The organism is Mesocryomonas lacus, assembly GCF_055730135.2.
In genome coordinates, this window is the sequence record NZ_JBUZWE020000016.1 from 1 (window position 1) to 18,250 (window position 18,250).

Consider the following 18,250-nt stretch of genomic DNA (forward strand, 5'->3'; position numbering starts at 1 on the left):
TCGGAACCGACTTGGCCGTCCAACCTTCGTTGATCCTGACCACTCGACGTGGACAGACATCGGCAGAGTTTTTGACATCGATCCCCTTGGCGGCATCCCGGGGCGCGAGAAGACCTTTATCAAGATGATGTCGGAGCGGCGGCACATCTACGAGCACTTCGGAGGTGTGGCGGATCAGAACTACCTGGAGAAAAGCGGGGATCAAGGCGTGCGACTTGGTCAGCTGATCAGAGAGACCCCCGGAAACGTGCACAGGCTGCTAGGGCAACTGACGCGCGTTGGACAAGCATTCCAGAACGGCTTCCAGTCGATCTTCCCCGTCACAGATGCGCCGATCGAACGGTACGAGCGCCACAAGGCTTTCGCTGAGCAGTAACGATAACGGTATGCTTTTCAAGGACTAGCGATCATCTCACCAAGCGGACCGCTGTGGTTCGATCTTTGAGTCAACGACGGCAGCTATCAGCCTTTTTTCTGATCCTGAGCGGACGGTCCACTTTCGGCCCAACGCGAAACAACTGCGCGGACTGTCATCGGCCAGATTTCCATCCCCGCTCCCCCGGCCTTGACGCACCGCACAAAAACGCTCATATCCGCCCTGCAAACGCCGTGACGCGCTGCGCTCCCTTCCTCCCAATCGCTGTCTCTCGCAGTGCTGCAGGAATGCAAGACGAGCGCCTTCGGACTTCGATCCGATCACGGCCCGTGCCGACTGGGTCCGCAAGCGCGAAGACCGTCGGCCGTTTCGCGGGCTTCAGCCCCGCATTATGTCAAAGGCATTTCTTGACCCATACCAGCTTCTCGACGCTCGGCCTGTCCGACGTCCTTCTCACCGCGCTTGCCCGCGCCGAAATCACCACCCCGACCCCGATCCAGGCCCAGGCGATTCCCGTCGTCCTGTCGGGCAAGGATGTGCTCGCCATCGCCCAGACCGGCACCGGCAAGACCGCTGCCTTCGCCCTCCCCGTCATCGACGCGCTGATCAAGAGCGGCCGTCATGCCCAGCCGAAGACGCCGGTCGCCGTTTTCCTCGCGCCGACCCGCGAGCTCGCCTCGCAGATCGCCGACAGCGTCAAGAACCTCCTCGCCGGCACCCAGTTGCGCCAGCACGTGATCTTCGGCGGCGTCTCGGCGCGTCCGCAGATCGAGGCCATGTGCCGCGGCGTCGACATCGTCATCGCGACGCCCGGCCGCCTGCTCGACCTCGTCGACCAGAACGCGCTGTCGCTGGGCTCGGTCGAGCACATCGTCCTCGACGAGGCCGACCGCATGCTCGACATGGGTTTTGTCCGCGACGTCATGCGCATTGTGAAGTCGCTGCCGACCAAGCGCCAGTCGCTGCTGTTCTCGGCGACCATGCCGCAGAACGTCGAGGCGCTCGCGGCCAAGATCCTGAAGAACCCGGTGCGCGTCGAAGTGACGCCCGAAGTGGTGACGGTCGAGAAGATCTCGCAGAGCGCCTATCTCGTGCCGCAGAAGGCCAAGAAGCATTGGCTGGTGAAGCACCTCGCCGATCCCGCGCTCGATAAGGTCGTCGTCTTCACCCGCACCAAGCACGGCGCCAACCGCCTGTCGGAAGACCTGATCAAGGCCGGCATCGATTCGGCCGCGATCCACGGCAACAAGAGCCAGGCCGCCCGCCAGAAGGCGCTCTCCGCCTTCCACGCCGGCGAGACCCGCGTTCTCGTCGCCACCGACATCGTGGCGCGCGGCATCCACGTCAACGACATCAGTCATGTCGTGAACTTCGACCTGCCAGAAGAGCCGGAGAGCTACGTCCACCGCATCGGCCGGACCGCGCGCGCCGGCAAGTCGGGCTTCGCGATCGCTTTGGTCGATCCGTCGGAGCGGGCGAAGCTGCGTTCGATCGAGAAGCTCACCGGCCAGCGCTTCGAGCTGAAGGAGTCGGAGTTCGCCGGCGCCGAGTTGGCTGCGATGGAAGAGGAGAAGGCGCGTCCGCCGCGTCCGCAGCAGGGTCGTCCCGGCGGCCACGGCAAGCCGGGCGGCCAGAACCGTTCGGGCGGTCGTCCGAGCGGCAACGGCGCCGGTGCCGGCCGTGCGAAGACCGAGGGCCATCGCGGCCAGCGCGCCCGTCCGTCGGGCCCGCGCGCCGTCGCCTGATCGCGTCATACTATTGAGTTGAGAGCGGCCGGGAGAGATCCCGGCCGTTTTCGTTTGAGGCGCGTAACGCGCGGATGTTGCAGCCCTTCCCTCCCCTCTCCATATGCAATCGAGGAGACAGGGAGAGCCGCATGGCCGAGACGATCAAGATCGACATTCCGCACAAGCTGACGCGCGAGACCGCCCGCGTGCGGATCGCGGAAGGTTTCGGCAAGATGCGCGATCAGGCGATCGGCGGCATGGTAACGTTCGAGGACGTCTGGACCGGCGACCGGCTGACCTTCCAGGCCAAGATGCTCGGGCAGACGGTGGTCGGGCGCGTCGACGTCGAGGACAGCAATGTCCATGTCGAGATCGACCTGCCGGGCTTCCTCGCGGCCATCGCCAGCAAGATCAAGGGCAAGATCGCCCAGGGCGGCCAGATCCTCCTCGAGAAGAAGTAGCGGCGCGCCGGGAGCTGCATCCCTCAGCCTTATTCGGCAACGCTCCGCAGCGTTGCCTCGGTTGCCTTGACGGTGCCGCCCGTGTCGGTGGCGTCGATCGCCAGCACCGTGCCGAGGCCCGGCACCTCCGACCCCACCTTGACGCGCCAGAGCTCCTTGTCGGTCGCCAGGATCGCCTCGTCCTGGAACACCATGACGATCTGGAAGTCCGCCGGCACCAGCGGCGCCGCCCGCACGATCGCCGGCGCCGGCATCGCCGCGCCGTCCCCCGCCGCCACCGCGCCGGTGATGATCGGGTCGACGTCGCTCGGCCGCATCGAGGCGAGGAGTTGCCGGTTGAAGTAATCGGGGTCGTTGACCGAGATGGTATAGGCGACGAGGAAGAAGCCGATCGAGGCCACGCAGAGGCCGGTCGCCAGCATCTGGTCGAGGGTGAACAGGCTGCTGAGGCCCGAGAGCCGGCGCGGCGCGCGGCCAGCGGTTTTTGGCCATTCGGGCCGGGACAGGCGGGCGGAAATGACGGCGAACATGGTCGACCCCGAGCGGTAGAGAGGCCCCCATCCTTCCATTGGCCGCTTAAGGGTTCCTTCTTCCTGATGATCGATCGCGGGGGAATGTGCCGTTAGGGTTTACCAAGCGTAAAAGCCGACCGCGCGGCTGACATTTGTGATTAACGATCCGTTAGAAGATATGCCGGGCGGCCCTGCCCTTCGGCAACCAAAAGCCGCATGATGGGCTTTGCTGCGGGAGAGACGGCGATACCCCGTCAGCTGCCATCGGAGGCTGGAAGACCCATGTCGGAACGCGAAAAACGCAGCGCCTCGCGCATTCGCTCCCGCCTGCGGCCGGGCAAGCTCCTGAGCGAGGAAGGCGCCTTCATCGGCGACTGTGCGATCACCGACAGGACGCCTTCGGGCGCACGGGTGCGGATCTTCGACGCAGCGGCGCTGCCGGCGGAAATGGCGCTGTTCGACGAGCGCGACACCGAGCAGTGGCAGGTCGAACTGGTCTGGGCCGCCGGCGCCGAGGCCGGCCTGCGTTTCCTGACGCCCGCAACCCCCGTCGAAGAGGGCGATGCCGAAAAAATCGCCGGTCGCTATTACGCCGTTCGACCATAGCGGCGAAACGCACCGGGCGAACGAAGGCTGTCGGGACCGGGGGAAGCTTCCGGCCTAGAGGACCGACAGCAGCCCGCCGACATTGCCGAAGAGGCCGAGCACCGGCGAGGCCGACGAGTCCGCATTCTTCACGTCGTAGAGCCCGGCAAAGCGCGACAGGAAGGCGTCGAGCTTCTTCGGATCCTGGAAATCCTTGACGTCGATGCGCTTGGCGATGATTGCCGCCTGCTTGTCGATGTCGAGCGAGGAGAACGAATCCGGCAGGCCGAGCGAGGTCTTCACCACCTCGACGATGGCCTTGTCCGCCAGCATCTTCAACGGCGACGTCAGTTCTGGAGCATGCCGCAGAAAATAGAGCGCCAGCCGCGTGCCCTCGTTGGTATCGCCGGCCTCGGCCTCCATCGTGGTGAGGAGGTAGAGGTTCTCGGTCGATAGCCGCTGCCCCGGCTCCTGCACGCTGCCCTCGCTGATCTTCACCTTGCCGCTCGTGTCGAAGTTGAACGAGGCTGCGAAGTCGGAATAGCGGCTGTCGCCGAAGGAATTGGCATAGCTCGACCGGTCGCCGAGGTCGCTGGTCAGGATCTTCTTCAGCTGCGTGGTCGTCAGCTTCTCGTCCTCCAGGCCATAGGCCTTCAGCGTGTAGTCAAGCACCGTCTTGTTGGCGAGAAGGTCGTCGAGCGAGCGCAGGCCGCCCGCCGCATCGACATATTTCGCGGTTTCCGACTTCAGAACTTCCTTCTTCGCCGCGCTGAGGTCGCTTCCGAAACTTGCGGTATACTTGGTGCCGACCGTCGTCATCGCGGCCGTCGAGACCACCTGCTGCTGCTCCCGGACCTTGCCCGTCGCATCGAAGTTGAAGGCAGCGGCAAGCTTCTCGTAGCGCTCGTCGCCGAGCTTGTTGACGTAGCTGTTGGGATCGGAGACGTCGCTCTGCAGCACGCGGCGGATGCGCGTCAGGCTCTCGGTGGCAGGGTCGAGATCGAATGCGCGCAAGACGTAGTCCAGGGCATCGCGGCCGAACACCGGATCCCGGAGGAGGAGGTCGCTCAGCGACTTCATCTTCGACAGCTGCAGCTTGTAGGTGCTGGTGCGCGAGGCGTCCTTGGCGGCCGCATCGGTCTGGTAGTTCTTGTAGTAGCCCGCGGTGGTCGTCTCGGTCATCGCGTCGGACTGCGCCGAGCCGCCGACGGCGACACTGCCGGTGGTGCCGAAGCTGAAAGCCTCGCGCATCGCCGTCATCTTCTGCTTGTAGGCGACGTCCGCGGAGGTCGCCGTCGACATCTGGTTCAGCGCGCTGGTGGTATCGTTGACGTCGCTAGTCAGGATGCTGCGCACGAAAGCGGTGTCGGTCGCCGACGTGACGCCGAAGGCGGTCCTGACATAAGCGAACAGCCGATCGTCCGACAGCAGCGCGTCGACATTGGTAATCTGCGTGATCTTGTCGGTGAAGTAGGACGTCTCGTAGGCGGTGGTCTTAGAGCTCGCCATGTTGTCCGACTTGACGTTGAAGTCGTAGATCAGCTGGCTGGTATCGGCTGCATCCATCGCCGTCGTCTTGCCCGTGGCGAGACTGCCGTCCGCGGCAAAATTGAACTTTTCGGCCAGCTGGAAGAAGATGTCATCGCTGCTGGACGCCTTGTCGTCGGCGATGGCGCCGGTCAGCACATCCCGCACGTAGGTCTTCGAGGTCAGCGCCGGGTCCCGCCCGATCGAGCGCATCGCGACGTCGAACAGTTGCGGATCGTTGATGAACTGATCCACCGACGTGATGGTCTGCATCTTGGTTTCGAAGTGGGTCGTCTTCGACGCCAGGCTCACCGCCTGGCGCACCCGGTACTCCGAATAGGCCTCGATCAGCGACTCGTTCTGACCGGTGCTCTGCGCCGTCTTCACCGCATCGGCGGTCTTGAAGCTGAACGCCTCGGCAAACTTGCGATAGCGGTCGTCGGCCAGCGCATTGGCGAACGACGACTTGTCGGTGAGATCGCTCTCGATGACCTTGCGGATGAAACCTTTCGACGAGGCCTGATCCTCGAGCCCGTAAGCCTTCAGCGCGTAGGTGTAGAGGCGGCTGTCGCCGAGGAAGTCGTCGACGTCCTTCACCTTGCCGATGTTCTTGTCGTAATAGGCGGTATCGCTGGCGACAGTCCCCGTCTTCTCGATCCGATCGAGCGACTTCGTCAGGTTGCCGGCGTAATAGCGATAGTTGAGCAAGGTCGAGAGCATCGTACTGGCCTGTGGTCGAGGGAATGGATCGAGCCATGCCGATGGCCCGTCATTGTCGTCGCGCCCTGAGGCTAGCACCGCGATATTGACGCAAAGCTAACTATGTTCGCCGTCCGACATTCGCCCGGTCATCCCGAGGTCGCGGGCGCCGCGGGCTCCACGGGCGCGCGCTTCAGGCCCTCGCCGCCGATCTGACCCTTTGGCAGGAAATCGAACTGCTCGATCAGGATCTCGTGCACGATTTCCTGCTTGTAGCGGCCGTTGACGGAATCGCGGATCGCGTTGGTGAGGGCCGCGAGGTCGTACTGCTCGGGCTTCTCGAAATCGAAGGTCGAGGCCGTGTAGACAGCGCGAAACGCCTCGTCGAGGATGAACGGATCCGGCGGCACCGCGAGCTTGTTGGCGATTTCGCCATCGACGGTATAGACGAAGCTCGCGATGACGTAGCCCTGGATGGCGTTCTTGGCGATGATCGGGACCGTGATACCCTCGGTCTTGCGGTAGTCGAGCCCGACGAAATAGGTGGGCTCCACCGTTTCTGCGCCCGCGTCTTTCGAGACATAGGACGCCACGGCGTAGCTCGTGCCGAGCGAGGCAATGCAGACCCAGATCCCGATGGCGATGATCTTGATCATTTGACCCGCTTCACCCCACTGATCGCCGAGCCGTAGGTGCCATCCGACTCCGCGTCCGCGATCGCCTGCGCGATCAGGCCGGTGATCTCGCCGGCGGCCTCCATGTGCAGCTGGAGGACGCGGCGGTTGTCGTCGAGACGTTCGCGCAGCGTGTTCAGCTTGACCTTGAGGTTGGGGGTGACGTTCGCTGGATCCAGGCCACGGGAGATTCGCGACAGCTCGAGCAGGCTTTGGTTCTTGCGGTGGCTGAGCTCGGTCAGATTGATCGAGCGGCCCTCGCGCAGCGCCATGGTTTCACCCGCGAGCAGTGCCTCGAGCCGGTTGATGGACTGTGTGAGAACGGTTTCCAAAATCATCTTCCTGTTCTGTCCGGGCGGGACGATATGCACGTTATGCGATGGACCTAGCCGAGGCCCTTGAAGGCCTGGGCACCGGTCGTCATGCTGTCGCTGGCCTTCAGCTTGTCCTGGGCGCCATTGACGGCTTCAGCCTTGGAGCCGCGCTTCTCCAGCATCTCCGCGATGCCGATCCCGCCATCCTTGGCCATCTCGTCGCCGATCCGCTCGGCCAGCATCGATTTCCAGATCTTGCCGGCCGTGCCGGTGCCGAAATAGGTGGAATTGTCCTCTGGCAGCATGCCGTCGATGAAGGTCCGCAGCACGAAGCTCTCGAACTGCTGCGTCGGCGACATCACGCCGCTGCGCGAACCGCGCGAGACGAAGGAGATCGACTTCTCCGGCACATTGCTTTTGGCGACGGTGGTCTCAGGTGTTGCGCCTGCCTCCTGCGAGGCCTTGGCAAGGTCCGTCTCGAAGCGCTTGCCGATGGCCGGGTCAGCCGTCGCCGTCGGGGAGGCGGCCGGCGTTTTCTGCGCGGCGGCAGCGATCGGGGTGGTGGCCGACAGGATCGTCATGAGGGAATCCTTCGCCGCCGGAATCTGGACCATGCGGGGCGGCGCATTTCTTGCGATGGTTCTACGCCGTGCAACTTATTCGAAGCTTGCGCGCGCGGCGGTCAGGTAGTCGTCGAGGGCCAGTTCGAGCGCCGATCGCTCTGCCGCGCGCGACGCCTCGCCGGTCGCCTCATCGCAGGCATGCTCCAGGCGCTTCTCGATGCCTTGCGCCTCCCGCAGCCGGCTGGCCGAGGCACCTTGCAGCACGAGGTTGCCGGAGATGTGGACCTCGTTGCGCCGCAGCGTCGTCGCCTTGGCTTCCAGGAACAGTCCCTGCAGCAGCGATTGATCGCCGAGGCTCTGCAGGATCTCCACACTGGTGGCGGCGAGCGCGATGCCCTCGCGCTTGAGGTCGGCAAGGCGCCACTCCTCCATCTCGCGTTTGCGCGCCTGAACCGACAGGAGACGCTGTAGACGGTCCGCCCTCGCCTGCTCGCCGCTCATCCCTGCAGCACCCAGCGTTGGTAGCTCTCGACGAAGATCGTCAGGAAATCGCCGATGGAATAGCCGAGGAGGATCAGGCCCCCGGCGATCACGAAGGGCAGCGAGATGAAGTAGATCGGGATCTGCGGCGTCATCTTGTTGGCGAGGCCGATCGCGAAGTTGACGATGACGGCGTAGACGACGAAGGGGCTGGCGATGCGCAGGCAGAGCTTGAAGGTCATGTCGAGGTTGTCGACCATCGAGGCCAGCGCCATGCGCGGCGCAAAGCCCAGCATTACCGGCATGGCGGTATAGGAGGCGACCAGCGCGCGCAGGATCTCGGCATGCAGGTTGAGCGAGAAGATCAGCACCGTCGCCGTGAGGGTGATGAGCGAGACGACCGCCGGCTCCGGCCCGTTCTCGTCCAGCGCCACGCCCATCGCCTGGCCCATGCCGATCGCATTGGCGACGAACGACCCGCCGAACTGGACGGCGATCAGGAAGATGCGGCCGAGGAGCCCGATCAGAAGGCCGTTCAGCACCTCGGTCAGCAGCATCAGCAGCCGCGCGTCGTCATTGGCGCCCTGCAGCAAGGGGGTCAGGGTCGGCAAGAGCCCCGGCGCGACGGCCAAAGAGACGCCGAAGGCGATGAACAAGCGGATCTGTGCCGGAATGCTGGAGTTGGAATAGCCCGGCAGCACCATCAGACAGCTTCCGATCCGACAGAAGATCATGAAGATGCCGATGATGACGACCGTGGCGTCCGCGTTCACGAGATCGAGCCCAGCGCCTTGATGTCCACGCCGCGGGCGATCTCGAGGTGCGACAGCACCGGCAGGTTCACGAAGATCCGCTCGATCATCATCCGCACGTAAGGCCGCGCATCCGGCGAGGCGACGAGCACGAAGTTCTCGCCCTGATCGGTCTTCTCGCGGATCACCTTGGTCGCTTCCGTCGCGAACTGCTCGACGAGGCGCGGGTCGATGTCGAACTCGATCACGTCGCCCTTGGCGTCCCGCTTCAGGGCCTGGTGGAAGGCGAGGTCCCAGCGGTTGCCGAGGCGCAGCACGCCGAGCTGGCCCTTGTGCAGGAGATCGCCGCAGATCTGCTGCGCCATGCGGGTGCGGACATGCTCGACGATCTTTTCCGAGCGCCGGACATGCGGCGCGATCTCGGCGATGGCCTCGAGGATCAGCGTCAGGTTGCGGATCGAGACACGCTCGGCGAGGAGCAGCTTCAGCACCGCTTGCAGGCCGCTGAACGACATGTGCGCCGGGACGATCTCGTCGATCAGCCGCTTGTACTCCGGCTCCAGCCGGTCGAGTAGCGTGCGGGTGTCCTTGTAGGACAGAAGGTGCGCGAGGTTGTTGCGGATAACCTCGGACAGATGCGTCAGGATGATCGACAGCGTGTCGACAGGCTCGAAGCCGGCGCGGCGGGCGGCCGCTCCGAAGGTTTCCGAAATCCACGCCGCCTTCAGGCCGAAAGCCGGCTCGCGGGTGAGGTCATGCGGAATGTCGGGCACCGGCGAGTCGCCGAGGACGATCAGGAGGTCGCCGAGCCGTAGCGCCTGGGTGGCGACCACCGTGCCGTGCACCTTGATCTCGTAGGACTTCGGATCGACCGACAGGTCGTCGCTGAGCTTGATCTCGGGCACGACGAAGCCGAAGCGGGAGGCGAAGCGCCGGCGCATCTTCTGCACGCGGTTGCCAAGCTCGTCGCGCGAGAAGGCGAGATGCGCCGCCATCTGCTTGCCAAGCACGAGTTCGACCTCGACGATGCGCAGCGACTCCTTGACCGACTGGCGCTCGCTCTCGATCGCCTGGCTCTCGGCCTGCTGCTTTTCAGCCTCGACCACCCTCTCCGCTTCGGCCCGCCGGCGCGGCACGGTGTAGGCGATAAGGCCGAGGACGCAGGAGACCACGAAGAACGGCACGAACGGCAGGCCCGGCAGCAGCGCCAGAATGCCCATCAGGAGCGAGGAGATCATCATGGCACGCGGGTAGTAGCCGAGCTGCGTCATGATCGCCTTCTCGGCGGCACCGCGTGTGCCGCCCTTGGAGACGAGAAGGCCGGCGGCGAGCGAAACGATCAGCGCCGGGATCTGGGTCACCAGACCGTCGCCAACCGACAGCTTGACGAAGACGTCGGCAGCATGCCCCGCATCCATGCCATGGCGGGTGACGCCGATGATGATGCCGCCGAAGATGTTGACGGCGGTGATGATGAGGCCGGCGATCGCATCGCCACGCACGAACTTCGAAGCACCGTCCATGGAGCCGAAGAAAGAGCTTTCTTCTTCCAGCTCGCGGCGACGCTGCTGCGCCTGGCGCTCGTCGATGAGGCCGGCGGAGAGGTCGGCGTCGATCGCCATCTGCTTGCCGGGAATGGCGTCGAGGGTGAAGCGCGCGCCGACTTCGGCGATACGCGTCGCGCCCTTGGTGATGACGAGGAAGTTGACGGTGATCAGGATGATGAAGACGACGAGGCCGATGACGAAATCGCCGCCCATGACGAATTCGGAGAAGCCGCCGATGACGTAGCCGGCCGCGTTGTGTCCCTCGTCGCCATGGCTGAGGATCACGCGCGTCGTGGCGATGTTTAGCGACAGGCGCAGCATGGTGGCGAGCAGCAGGATGGTCGGGAAAGACGAGAAGTCGAGCGGCTTCTCGATCCACAGCGAGACCATCAGGATCAGCACCGATAGCGAGATCGAGATGACCAGGCCGAAATCGATGAGGAAGGCGGGAATTGGAACGAACAGCACCGCCATGATGAAGACGATGCCGAGCGCGAAGCCGATATCACGGCGGCTCTTGGCCTTGATCGGGGGGCTAAGTCTCAGCGGTGCGACGAGCGACATCCGGCGTTCCCTCGGGCATTGCGCCCCGTGCGTGACCCCCGGCTTGACGCCGTGGCATGGAAGGCCGGCGCGGCAGCGGGAAAGCTACGCGGCAAGGCCGGAAAGAAGCGGGCCGACGGCACGCCATTTCTCCCGATCTTCCTGACGGTTCGAGCTTGAGCCGGGCTGGAAAGGTTTCCAAAACATTAGCAACGACTGCATCCACCCCAGACGGTGGTGCCGGTCCGCATCGGCAACCCCTCGCACGACGAGGCTGCAGCCGCTCCCCGGCCTGAACGCAAAGAGGCCCCGGGCGGCGTTTGCCGGCCCGGGGCCTCGAGGACAAAAGTTCGCTGGACGGTGTCCTGATCAGTAGCCGTGTTCGATGCGGGCGTAGCTTTCCTGGGTGAAGGAATAGACCTGCGCACCGGTGAAGGAGGCCGTGAAGGCGACGATGATGAAGATCGCAATGATCTTCGGCACGAAGGTCAAGGTCACTTCCTGGATCTGCGTCAGGGCCTGGAACAGCGCGATCAGGATGCCGACCAGCATGGCGCCGCCGACCGCGGGTCCCGAAGCGATGACCACGGTCCAGATCGCGGACTGGATGATGTCGATGGCGTCGGCCTGGTTCATCTCGGCTACTCGATCTTGATGCCGGCGCCGAGGTCGACGGTCGCGCCACTGGTCAGCGTTGCGACGGCCCCGGCATCGGTCACCTTGACCGACTTCACAACACCGCTGACGGTGCCGTCCGACGAGGTCAGCGTGCGGCCGAGAACGGAGTCGGCCTGGGTCAGCGAGGAGACCGTCAGCATCGACTCCAGCTTCTGGTTCATCTTGATGCCCTGCTCGACGTTCGAGAAGGAGGCAAGCTGGCTGAGCTGCTCGGTGGCGTCCGTCGGGTTCAGCGGATCCTGGTTCTGCATCTGCGCGACGAGCAGTTGCAGGAACGCGTCATAGTCGAGGCTGGCTTGATCAGCATCTGACTTGGTGGACGAGGTCGTGGACGTCGTTGCCGTGCTCGCCGAGGTGCTGTTGACCGTGGTCATGACCGTGCTCCCATGGCCACGGGAACCCGGGCCTCGTGAAAGGTGGACTGGTTCGCCGGCGGCTCTGCGTCGGCGAGAATGGCCTCTTCCATCGGCATGAGCGCCCGCAGGCACTTCAGGCCGTCATAGGGACGGTCACGGCCGACGAGATCGGCGACGTCCATCAGGCCATCGCGCATCGCGGCGTTCGACGAGGTCGCCAGCAGCAGCGCATAGGTCCGGGTGAAGGCTTCGCGGGCGGCGACGGTGTTGGCCGGATCGATCAGCATCATCTGGACGATGAAGTAGAGCTGGCGCAGCGGCGTCGTCGCGGCCTCCGCCTGCATGACGTGGCTCTCCAGGAGGAAGGTCACGTCGTTCAGGAGCTCGATCGAGGTCTTGCGATCGACCCGCATCACGGCACCGTTGATGAAGATCCGCTCGCCGGCCCGAAGGGAGACTTTCAGCGTCGCCATCGACTTTACTCCAGACCGTCGCGGATCATCGCGGTGACGTCGATGATGCCCTTGAAGCTGTTCACCTTGCCGTTGCGCAGGGCGTCGGTCTCGCGCATCACCCAAAGACCGATGGAGATGAGGCCGGCGCGCAGTTCTTCCGGCAGCGCGTTTTCGGGGTTGGCGAGATCCTCGATCAGCACGGACCAGAGCGTCCGCGTGACGTAGATCGCTTCGATCGCCGCCGACGACCGAGGACCCGCGAGCTCCGCGCGCGTCAGCACGTCGAGCGTATGCTCGAGCGCCTGGCGCTCTCGCTCGCGCGCAGAGGAGCCGCTTTCCTGCCTGATCTCTGCGTAGGAGAATTGATACATGCGCCGTTCCTCGATCTGGACGGGGCAAAGGCCCGTCCGAAATGCTGTCCGCTGTCGATCAGATCGAAAGCTGCCGCTCGATCAGATGTAGTTTAGAAGGCTTAGCGACTGAATCTTGCCTGTCACTGTATAGGCGGCTTCCAGCTGCGTTTTCAGCGCGTTGACGCGCAGGCTTGCTTCCGCGATGTCGACGTCCTCAAGCGCCGAGACTGTCTTCTCCATGATGTCCTGCTGGCGAAGAAGCTCGGTATTGGCGGACTCGACCCGCTTCAGCTTGGTGCCCACATCGGCACGCATCGAGGTGATCGCGGTGGTGCCCTTCTTCAGCTGGACAGCGGCAGCGTCGGTGACGACCTTGCGCGTGGACTCGCCCAGTACGCCGATGTCGAGGCTGGTGATCATCGTGTAGGCCGAGGCCATGTTGCGGAAGGAGGCGTCGTTGGCGGAGGCCGAGGACGTGATGGTCTCGCTCTTGCTGACCGGCGAGTCGATCGTGCCGTTCGTGGCGTTCGACCAGTTCGCGGACCATGCCGCATCGGTGAACAGGGCGGAGAACTTGTAAGGTGCGGCCACCGTCGGCTGCGGCGCCGGCAATGCGAAGGTCGCCGTGGGCGTAAAGCCGGCGGGATTGGTCAGATAGTCCTTCATCTGGTCGGCGGTGACCAGGCTGGCATCGTCGGTGCCCGTCGCGGCCCGTACGAAGTTGCTGAAGTTCAGCTGTGTCGCCGCATCGGCGAGCGTCATGTCCGTCTTGATCGGCGACACGTTACTGTTGTCGCCGGCAAACAGGAACTGCCCGCTCGACGCGTTCAGCGCCGAGGTCATCTGCTGCAGGCCGGACTTGGCGTCGCTGACGAAGACCGTGAAATCGGTGGCGACGCTGATGCCGACGAGGTTGTTGGACAGCGCCTCACCACCTTCGCTGATGGTCGCGAGCGACGCGTCGATGTTCTCGAGCCGCGTGGTGACGAGGCCATTGGAGATCCGCTGCTCCTTGAACGTCGATTCCTGCGCACGGGCGCTGATGGCGCTGCCGGTCAGCCGGCCGAGCGTGCGGCCGACATCAACGTGCCGGCCCGAATTGACCTCCTGCGAGGCATCGTTGAGCGAGCTCTGAAGCTTGACCAGCGAGGTTCGGGTGGCGCTGTTGAAGGAAAGCGTCGAAATGCTCATGGTTTCAAGCTCCGTCAGATGCTGTTGAGAAGCGTCTTCAGCATCTCGTCGATGGTGGAGAGCAGTTTGGAAGAGGCCTGGAAGGAGCGCTCCAGCTGCATCATCTGCGTCAGCTGCTCGTCCATGTTGATGCCGGTCTTGTTGGACAGCGTGTCCTGCGTCCGCTCGAGCACGGTAGTCTTGTATTCCGTCTCGTTCAGCGAGTTCTGACGGGTTGCCTGCAGCCAGCTGACCGAGGAGGCGGCGTAATCGGCGACGCTTCCCTTGGAGTCGGCACTGCTGTCGTCCGCGAAATTGCGGGTCGTCGCCATCGCCGTGCTCAACTGATTGAGCCGCGCCGTGAAGCCGCCGAGGTCTGCGGTGTTGTAGTCGTACTGGATGCCGTCTCTCAGCAGCGTCGGCGTCGCCGTCACCCCGCTCGCCAGACGCAGCGAGCCGGCGAGGCCGATGACCGCAGGGGTCGTCGCCGGCGCTGTGCCAGCGACGAGGCCGCCATCACCGCCGCCTGAGCCGACGATGGACGACAGTGTCATGGGCACTGCACCGCCGACGCTGGCAGCGGACGCAGTGATCTTGCCGGTACCGTCAGCCGTAAAACTGACCTTACCCGCGCCCAGTGCCGTCGAGCCGCCTGCGGGAATCGCACCCGCGACCATCGACTGCAGCTTGGTAGCGAAATTGGCTGCACTCGTCAGGTCACCGGCTGCCAAAGTGCCGGTCGCGACATACGTCGTATCGCCGTATTTAAAATTAAATGACAGCGTATCGCCAGCGGTGGTCCCGGTCGCGTCGAACGTGCCGACATCGAGCCGCGATACCGTCGCCAGCGTGCTGGGATCGACCGCGGTGAACAGGCCCGGCACGTCCGGCATGCCGGCGGCGCTCTCCTTGAAGGCGTCGATCAAACCACGCGCCGTCTCGTCGAGCTGCGTCTGGTAAGTGACCATGATGTCGTCGCGCAGCGCGACGAGACCGGCGACCGAGCCGTTTTTCAGCGGCATATAGGCGGTGCTACCGGTGACCGCGGTGCCGTCGATCGTCAGCGCATTGCCTTCGGTCACGGTCTCGTTGAGGCCGGGGGTCGGGGTGAAGCCGATCGCGCGGGCCGTCGTCTCGAACAGCGTCACACCGGAATCGGTGTAGAGCACCATGTCGTTCTCGCCGCGCGTGACGATGTTGACGCCGACATACTGCGACAGGGCGGCGACCGCCTGGTCGCGCTGGTCGCTGGCATCGGTCACATCGGCACCGCTGCGGGTGCCACCGACCACTTCCTTGTTAAGAAGCTCGATCTTGGCGAGCAGCTTGTTCATCTCCGCCGCCGCGTTGACCAGCTCGGTGTCCGCATCCTTGCGGATCGTCTGTGTCGTGGCCGAGGCCTCGTTCAGCGTCTTCACGAGGTCGGAAGCCGCGGTCACGGCGTTGCGGGCGAGTTCGTAATTGTTCGGCGAGGCGGACAGCGTCGTCAGCGCGTCGGACAGCTTGCTGACCATGGCGGCCGGCGAGCGGCTGAGCTCGGTGTCGCCGAGCGTCTCGCTCAGGCGGTCGAGGCCGTTGCTGATGACGTTGCCCTTGCCGACCGCGGCGCTGGCATCCAGCATATTGCGGAACAGCGCGTAGTTCGACGACTGCGAGACCGACTTGATCTGGACCTGGCCGTTCAGGCCGGTGATGACGTTGGCGTATTTCTTCGTCGCCCCGACGGTGTTGACGTTGGCGATGTTGCGCGCAACGAGCGCCGTCTGTGCCTGGGACGCCGCGAGCGACGACTTTGCCGTATCGAGGGCGGTGGAAAGCGACATGGCGGGGTTTCTCGCAGTCGGAGGTTGGCGGCAGCGCTGGGGTCGGCAAAAGGCGGACTGGACGGCAGTGCGGTAGGCGGCGCCGGGTGACGGCGCCTACCGCGGCAGCATCAGCGCTTCAGGTTGACGAGAACGTCGAGGATTTCCGAGCCGGTCTGGAAAACCTTCGAGTTCGCGGTGTAATTGCGCTGCGACTCGATCATGTTGGTCAGCTCGCCCGCCAGATCGACCGTGGAGTCCTCGAGCGCGCCGGCGGTCAGCTTGCCGAAGCCGCCGGAGCCACCGAAGCCCATCAGGACGGTCCCGGACTCGACGCCGGCGCTGTAGACGTTGCCGGCCTTGGCGATCATGCTGTCCGGGCTGTTGACCGAGGCCAGCGGGATCCGGAAGAGTTCCCGGGTCGTGCCGGAGGCGAAGGCCGCGGTGACGGTGCCGTCCTCGCCGACAGAGATGTCCTTGATGACTTCAGCCGGATTGCCGTCGACGGATGCCGCCAGTGGCTGGGTGTTGCCGGTGAACTGCGTAGTGTCGCCGATGTTGAGATTGAAGGGACCACCGCCGATACCGGCGAGGTCGATCGTCAGCATGCCTGGACCGGAAGACGAGGTGTTAGCCCCAAAACCATTGATGCTGTCCAGCGTATAGTTTGTGGGATTGAAGTTCAGGACAGCTTTGGCCAAGGGAGCAGAAGCGGCGGCTCCGTAGGGGAAAGGCTTCGTGGCGAGAGTCTTTTCGGCCGTGCGACTGTCGTAGACAGCAACCTCCCATGTCTCATCCGCCGTCTTAGTATAGTAGACGTCGAGCTTTACGGCCTCGCCGGAGTTGTTGTAGACGGTGATTGACGTACTGGTGGTCGAGTTCGACAACGGGACTGTCGTCGCCAGGTTCTGCGACGGGAGATTGGGCGTTACGGCCGCTACGAAAGCCTTGTTCAGCGGGACCGTCAGGATGCCCTTGGTGGTCGGGTTGGCGCTGAGCAGCGAGGTCTTGAGGTTGACCTCTTGGAGGCCGGAAAAACCGTTGAGCACAGCGTCGGTGCCGGTCGTGCCGACCGGATAGCCCATCAGCGTGTAGCCCGCGGCATTGACCAGCGCGCCGTCGGCCTGCTGGGTAAACGAGCCGGCGCGCGTTAGGAAATTCCCGCCATTGCCGTCGCTGACGGCCATGAAGCCGTTGCCGTTGACGGCAAGGTCGAGCTTCTTCGGACTGTTGTCGTTGCCGGTGTAGCTGAGGCCGCCCTGCTCGCTGATGAACGTGCGCGTCTGCACCTCGACGGCGCCGGAATTGTAGCCAGCAGCATTGCCGGGAAGGATCAGCGAAGAGAACTCGGTCTGCGACTGCTTGTAGCCGGTGGTATCGGAATTCGCGATGTTTTCCGCGACGACCCCGAGCTTGCTGGCTTGCGCCGTCATGCCTGAGACGCTTGTGCGCATAATTCCGCCGATGCTCATCCGGTGCCCTTCCAATGGCAGTTTTGCTGCTCGATATTTAGCTGCGAGAGCTTGCGCGAAACTGCCAGGCAGGCACCAGAACCCTTGCAACGCAGCAAATCTGGCTTAGATAAAGAAAAATCCCGCTTTTGCAGAAGCAAAGCGGGATTTTTATACTTATTTAAGAAATGTAGGCGTTAGACGCCGATGCCGTATCCGAGGTAGCGCATCGACGACACCGGGTCGTAGCCAAGGCGCATCTTGAGCTTCTTGCGCAGCTTGGAAATGTGGCTTTCGATGACGTTCTCCTCGACGTTCTCGTCGAAGATGCCGTAGATCGCCGAGAACAGCTGCTGCTTGGAAACGCGGCGACCGCGGTTCTGCACCAGGTATTCGAGGATCCGGCGCTCGCGCCGCGGCAGGATCATCGACGCACCGGCGACTTCCGGATCGCGGCCGTCGGAGAAGACGCAGATCTCCTCGACCACCGTGCGGCCCTTGCCGGCACCGGCATCGCGGCGGCGGATGGCGCCGACCCGGGCAAGGATTTCCTTGACGTGGACCGGCTTGGAGACGACGTCGTCGATGCCCGCAGCAAAGAGATCCAGGGTCGAGTTGAGCGCCTTGGTCTCGGCCAGCGCGATCAGCGGGGCGTTGGACCGGCCGCGCACCAAGCGGGTGAAGGCGCCACGCTCGGGGAAGTCACCCAGAAGAAACGCCTCGACGGCGGAGATGTCGGTCTCGGGAGCGGTCTCGACCCACTCGCGAAATTCCTCGACCTGAAAGCCCGCGGCGGACACGCCTTCCATGCCGAAAAGCGACTGATATCCGTTCGTGACCAGTTCACGGTTGTCCACAACTACGATCATCACATCCACCTGCCGTCGGGTTTCTCTGGAGATATTGATACGGCGTTAAGGCCCAGGCGAGCTATCCCTAAAACTCACTATAAGGTTAATGGGACCTTTCAGGTAGCTGGCAAAGAGACAGGCGATGCAACGGGTTAGGCAGCTTTGCGAAAGCTTCAGAAAAAACAAAAATGCCGGATTCGCGGGGATGACAGGGTGCCTGCGCGGTTTGTCAACGGTTTGTTAACCATTCGCCTGAGGTCGTCAGCCTGTTGCAGTGCACCCTCCTCCGGAACGTTTTGACCGAGGCGCCGATCTCATCGGCTCGTTCGTTGGCCGCCTTGCCGGTCTCCGGTAGCGCCATGCGTCCGGCAGGT

20 protein-coding genes are annotated in these 18,250 nt (G+C 63.9%); 4 read left to right on the forward strand and 16 right to left on the reverse strand.

Annotation, left to right across the window (positions count from 1 at the left end):
• The 3 genes from ACZLZY_RS21355 to ACZLZY_RS21365 all read left to right on the forward strand — a co-directional run.
• On the forward strand, window positions 1–376 hold a 376-nt coding region (locus ACZLZY_RS21355), incomplete at its 5' end, for a hypothetical protein (RefSeq protein ID WP_472936073.1).
• Window positions 377–783: 407 nt separating this feature from the next.
• Window positions 784–2,121 (forward strand): DEAD/DEAH box helicase, encoded by a 1,338-nt coding sequence (locus ACZLZY_RS21360; protein ID WP_472936074.1) that lies wholly within the window; start codon window positions 784–786, stop codon window positions 2,119–2,121.
• A 131-nt stretch (window positions 2,122–2,252) separates the two neighbouring features.
• Window positions 2,253–2,564 carry a polyhydroxyalkanoic acid system family protein gene (locus ACZLZY_RS21365; protein WP_472936075.1) on the forward strand — a complete coding sequence of 104 codons (312 nt, stop codon included), beginning with the start codon at window positions 2,253–2,255 and terminating at the stop codon, window positions 2,562–2,564.
• A gap of 29 nt (window positions 2,565–2,593) precedes the next feature.
• On the opposite strand, the gene ACZLZY_RS21370 is transcribed toward ACZLZY_RS21365, so the two are convergent.
• Window positions 2,594–3,094: a hypothetical protein gene (locus ACZLZY_RS21370; protein ID WP_472936076.1), complete on the reverse strand. Its 501-nt coding sequence runs from the start codon at window positions 3,092–3,094 to the stop codon at window positions 2,594–2,596.
• Between the two features lie 264 nt (window positions 3,095–3,358).
• Between ACZLZY_RS21370 and ACZLZY_RS21375 the strand changes: the two genes are divergently transcribed.
• Window positions 3,359–3,682 carry a hypothetical protein gene (locus ACZLZY_RS21375; protein WP_472936077.1) on the forward strand — a complete coding sequence of 108 codons (324 nt, stop codon included), beginning with the start codon at window positions 3,359–3,361 and terminating at the stop codon, window positions 3,680–3,682.
• A gap of 54 nt (window positions 3,683–3,736) precedes the next feature.
• Here ACZLZY_RS21375 and ACZLZY_RS21380 read toward each other — a convergent pair whose 3' ends face one another.
• From ACZLZY_RS21380 to ACZLZY_RS21450, 15 genes are all read right to left on the reverse strand, one after another.
• A complete protein-coding gene (locus ACZLZY_RS21380; RefSeq protein WP_472936078.1) occupies window positions 3,737–5,908 on the reverse strand; it encodes a DUF1217 domain-containing protein in 2,172 nt (723 codons plus the stop codon).
• Window positions 5,909–6,036: 128 nt separating this feature from the next.
• Window positions 6,037–6,543 (reverse strand): hypothetical protein, encoded by a 507-nt coding sequence (locus ACZLZY_RS21385; RefSeq protein WP_472936080.1) that lies wholly within the window; start codon window positions 6,541–6,543, stop codon window positions 6,037–6,039.
• Entirely contained in the window at window positions 6,540–6,899 is a 360-nt protein-coding gene (locus tag ACZLZY_RS21390; RefSeq protein WP_472936081.1) for a flagellar protein FlgN, read from the reverse strand. Before ACZLZY_RS21390 ends, ACZLZY_RS21385 begins: the two co-directional genes overlap by 4 nt.
• A 47-nt stretch (window positions 6,900–6,946) precedes the next feature.
• Entirely contained in the window at window positions 6,947–7,456 is a 510-nt protein-coding gene (locus ACZLZY_RS21395; protein ID WP_472936082.1) for a rod-binding protein, read from the reverse strand.
• Window positions 7,457–7,531: 75 nt separating this feature from the next.
• Entirely contained in the window at window positions 7,532–7,939 is a 408-nt protein-coding gene (locus ACZLZY_RS21400) for a hypothetical protein (RefSeq protein ID WP_472936083.1), read from the reverse strand.
• Complete coding sequence (locus ACZLZY_RS21405; protein ID WP_472936084.1) at window positions 7,936–8,691, reverse strand: flagellar biosynthetic protein FliR; 756 nt, start codon at window positions 8,689–8,691, stop codon at window positions 7,936–7,938. Before ACZLZY_RS21405 ends, ACZLZY_RS21400 begins: the two co-directional genes overlap by 4 nt.
• Window positions 8,688–10,781, reverse strand: a complete 2,094-nt coding sequence (gene flhA / locus ACZLZY_RS21410; protein ID WP_472936085.1) for a flagellar biosynthesis protein FlhA — start codon at window positions 10,779–10,781, stop codon at window positions 8,688–8,690. The genes ACZLZY_RS21405 and flhA overlap by 4 nt, the downstream gene beginning before the upstream one ends.
• A gap of 348 nt (window positions 10,782–11,129) precedes the next feature.
• Window positions 11,130–11,396, reverse strand: a complete 267-nt coding sequence (fliQ, locus tag ACZLZY_RS21415; RefSeq protein WP_472936086.1) for a flagellar biosynthesis protein FliQ — start codon at window positions 11,394–11,396, stop codon at window positions 11,130–11,132.
• Window positions 11,397–11,401: 5 nt separating this feature from the next.
• A complete protein-coding gene (flgD, locus tag ACZLZY_RS21420) occupies window positions 11,402–11,812 on the reverse strand; it encodes a flagellar hook assembly protein FlgD (RefSeq protein WP_472936087.1) in 411 nt (136 codons plus the stop codon).
• Entirely contained in the window at window positions 11,809–12,267 is a 459-nt protein-coding gene (gene flbT / locus ACZLZY_RS21425) for a flagellar biosynthesis repressor FlbT (protein ID WP_472936088.1), read from the reverse strand. Before flbT ends, flgD begins: the two co-directional genes overlap by 4 nt.
• 5 nt (window positions 12,268–12,272) lie before the next feature.
• Window positions 12,273–12,620 carry a flagellar biosynthesis regulator FlaF gene (gene flaF / locus ACZLZY_RS21430; protein ID WP_472936089.1) on the reverse strand — a complete coding sequence of 116 codons (348 nt, stop codon included), beginning with the start codon at window positions 12,618–12,620 and terminating at the stop codon, window positions 12,273–12,275.
• 81 nt (window positions 12,621–12,701) lie between these two features.
• Entirely contained in the window at window positions 12,702–13,793 is a 1,092-nt protein-coding gene (locus ACZLZY_RS21435) for a flagellar hook-associated family protein (RefSeq protein ID WP_472936090.1), read from the reverse strand.
• Window positions 13,794–13,807: 14 nt separating this feature from the next.
• Complete coding sequence (flgK, locus tag ACZLZY_RS21440) at window positions 13,808–15,595, reverse strand: flagellar hook-associated protein FlgK (protein ID WP_472936091.1); 1,788 nt, start codon at window positions 15,593–15,595, stop codon at window positions 13,808–13,810.
• Between the two features lie 110 nt (window positions 15,596–15,705).
• Complete coding sequence (locus ACZLZY_RS21445) at window positions 15,706–17,046, reverse strand: flagellar hook protein FlgE (RefSeq protein ID WP_472936092.1); 1,341 nt, start codon at window positions 17,044–17,046, stop codon at window positions 15,706–15,708.
• A gap of 176 nt (window positions 17,047–17,222) precedes the next feature.
• Window positions 17,223–17,894, reverse strand: coding sequence for a response regulator transcription factor (locus tag ACZLZY_RS21450; RefSeq protein WP_472936093.1), 672 nt, complete (start codon window positions 17,892–17,894; stop codon window positions 17,223–17,225).
• Between the last annotated feature and the right edge of the window lie 356 nt (window positions 17,895–18,250).

Bases quoted from the DNA above. Each gene is read 5' to 3' on its own strand.
- flaF (WP_472936089.1), bottom strand. From the start codon at position 12,620: ATGTATCAATTCTCCTACGCAGAGATCAGGCAGGAAAGCGGCTCCTCT.
- ACZLZY_RS21390 (WP_472936081.1), bottom strand. From the start codon at position 6,899: ATGATTTTGGAAACCGTTCTCACACAGTCCATCAACCGGCTCGAGGCA.
- ACZLZY_RS21445 (WP_472936092.1), bottom strand. From the start codon at position 17,046: ATGAGCATCGGCGGAATTATGCGCACAAGCGTCTCAGGCATGACGGCG.
- ACZLZY_RS21435 (WP_472936090.1), bottom strand. From the start codon at position 13,793: ATGAGCATTTCGACGCTTTCCTTCAACAGCGCCACCCGAACCTCGCTG.
- ACZLZY_RS21395 (WP_472936082.1), bottom strand. From the start codon at position 7,456: ATGACGATCCTGTCGGCCACCACCCCGATCGCTGCCGCCGCGCAGAAA.
- ACZLZY_RS21400 (WP_472936083.1), bottom strand. From the start codon at position 7,939: ATGAGCGGCGAGCAGGCGAGGGCGGACCGTCTACAGCGTCTCCTGTCG.
- ACZLZY_RS21365 (WP_472936075.1), top strand. From the start codon at position 2,253: ATGGCCGAGACGATCAAGATCGACATTCCGCACAAGCTGACGCGCGAG.
- ACZLZY_RS21380 (WP_472936078.1), bottom strand. From the start codon at position 5,908: ATGCTCTCGACCTTGCTCAACTATCGCTATTACGCCGGCAACCTGACG.
- ACZLZY_RS21375 (WP_472936077.1), top strand. From the start codon at position 3,359: ATGTCGGAACGCGAAAAACGCAGCGCCTCGCGCATTCGCTCCCGCCTG.
- flgD (WP_472936087.1), bottom strand. From the start codon at position 11,812: ATGACCACGGTCAACAGCACCTCGGCGAGCACGGCAACGACGTCCACG.
- flbT (WP_472936088.1), bottom strand. From the start codon at position 12,267: ATGGCGACGCTGAAAGTCTCCCTTCGGGCCGGCGAGCGGATCTTCATC.
- ACZLZY_RS21450 (WP_472936093.1), bottom strand. From the start codon at position 17,894: ATGATCGTAGTTGTGGACAACCGTGAACTGGTCACGAACGGATATCAG.
- ACZLZY_RS21370 (WP_472936076.1), bottom strand. From the start codon at position 3,094: ATGTTCGCCGTCATTTCCGCCCGCCTGTCCCGGCCCGAATGGCCAAAA.
- ACZLZY_RS21385 (WP_472936080.1), bottom strand. From the start codon at position 6,543: ATGATCAAGATCATCGCCATCGGGATCTGGGTCTGCATTGCCTCGCTC.
- fliQ (WP_472936086.1), bottom strand. From the start codon at position 11,396: ATGAACCAGGCCGACGCCATCGACATCATCCAGTCCGCGATCTGGACC.
- flhA (WP_472936085.1), bottom strand. From the start codon at position 10,781: ATGTCGCTCGTCGCACCGCTGAGACTTAGCCCCCCGATCAAGGCCAAG.
- flgK (WP_472936091.1), bottom strand. From the start codon at position 15,595: ATGTCGCTTTCCACCGCCCTCGATACGGCAAAGTCGTCGCTCGCGGCG.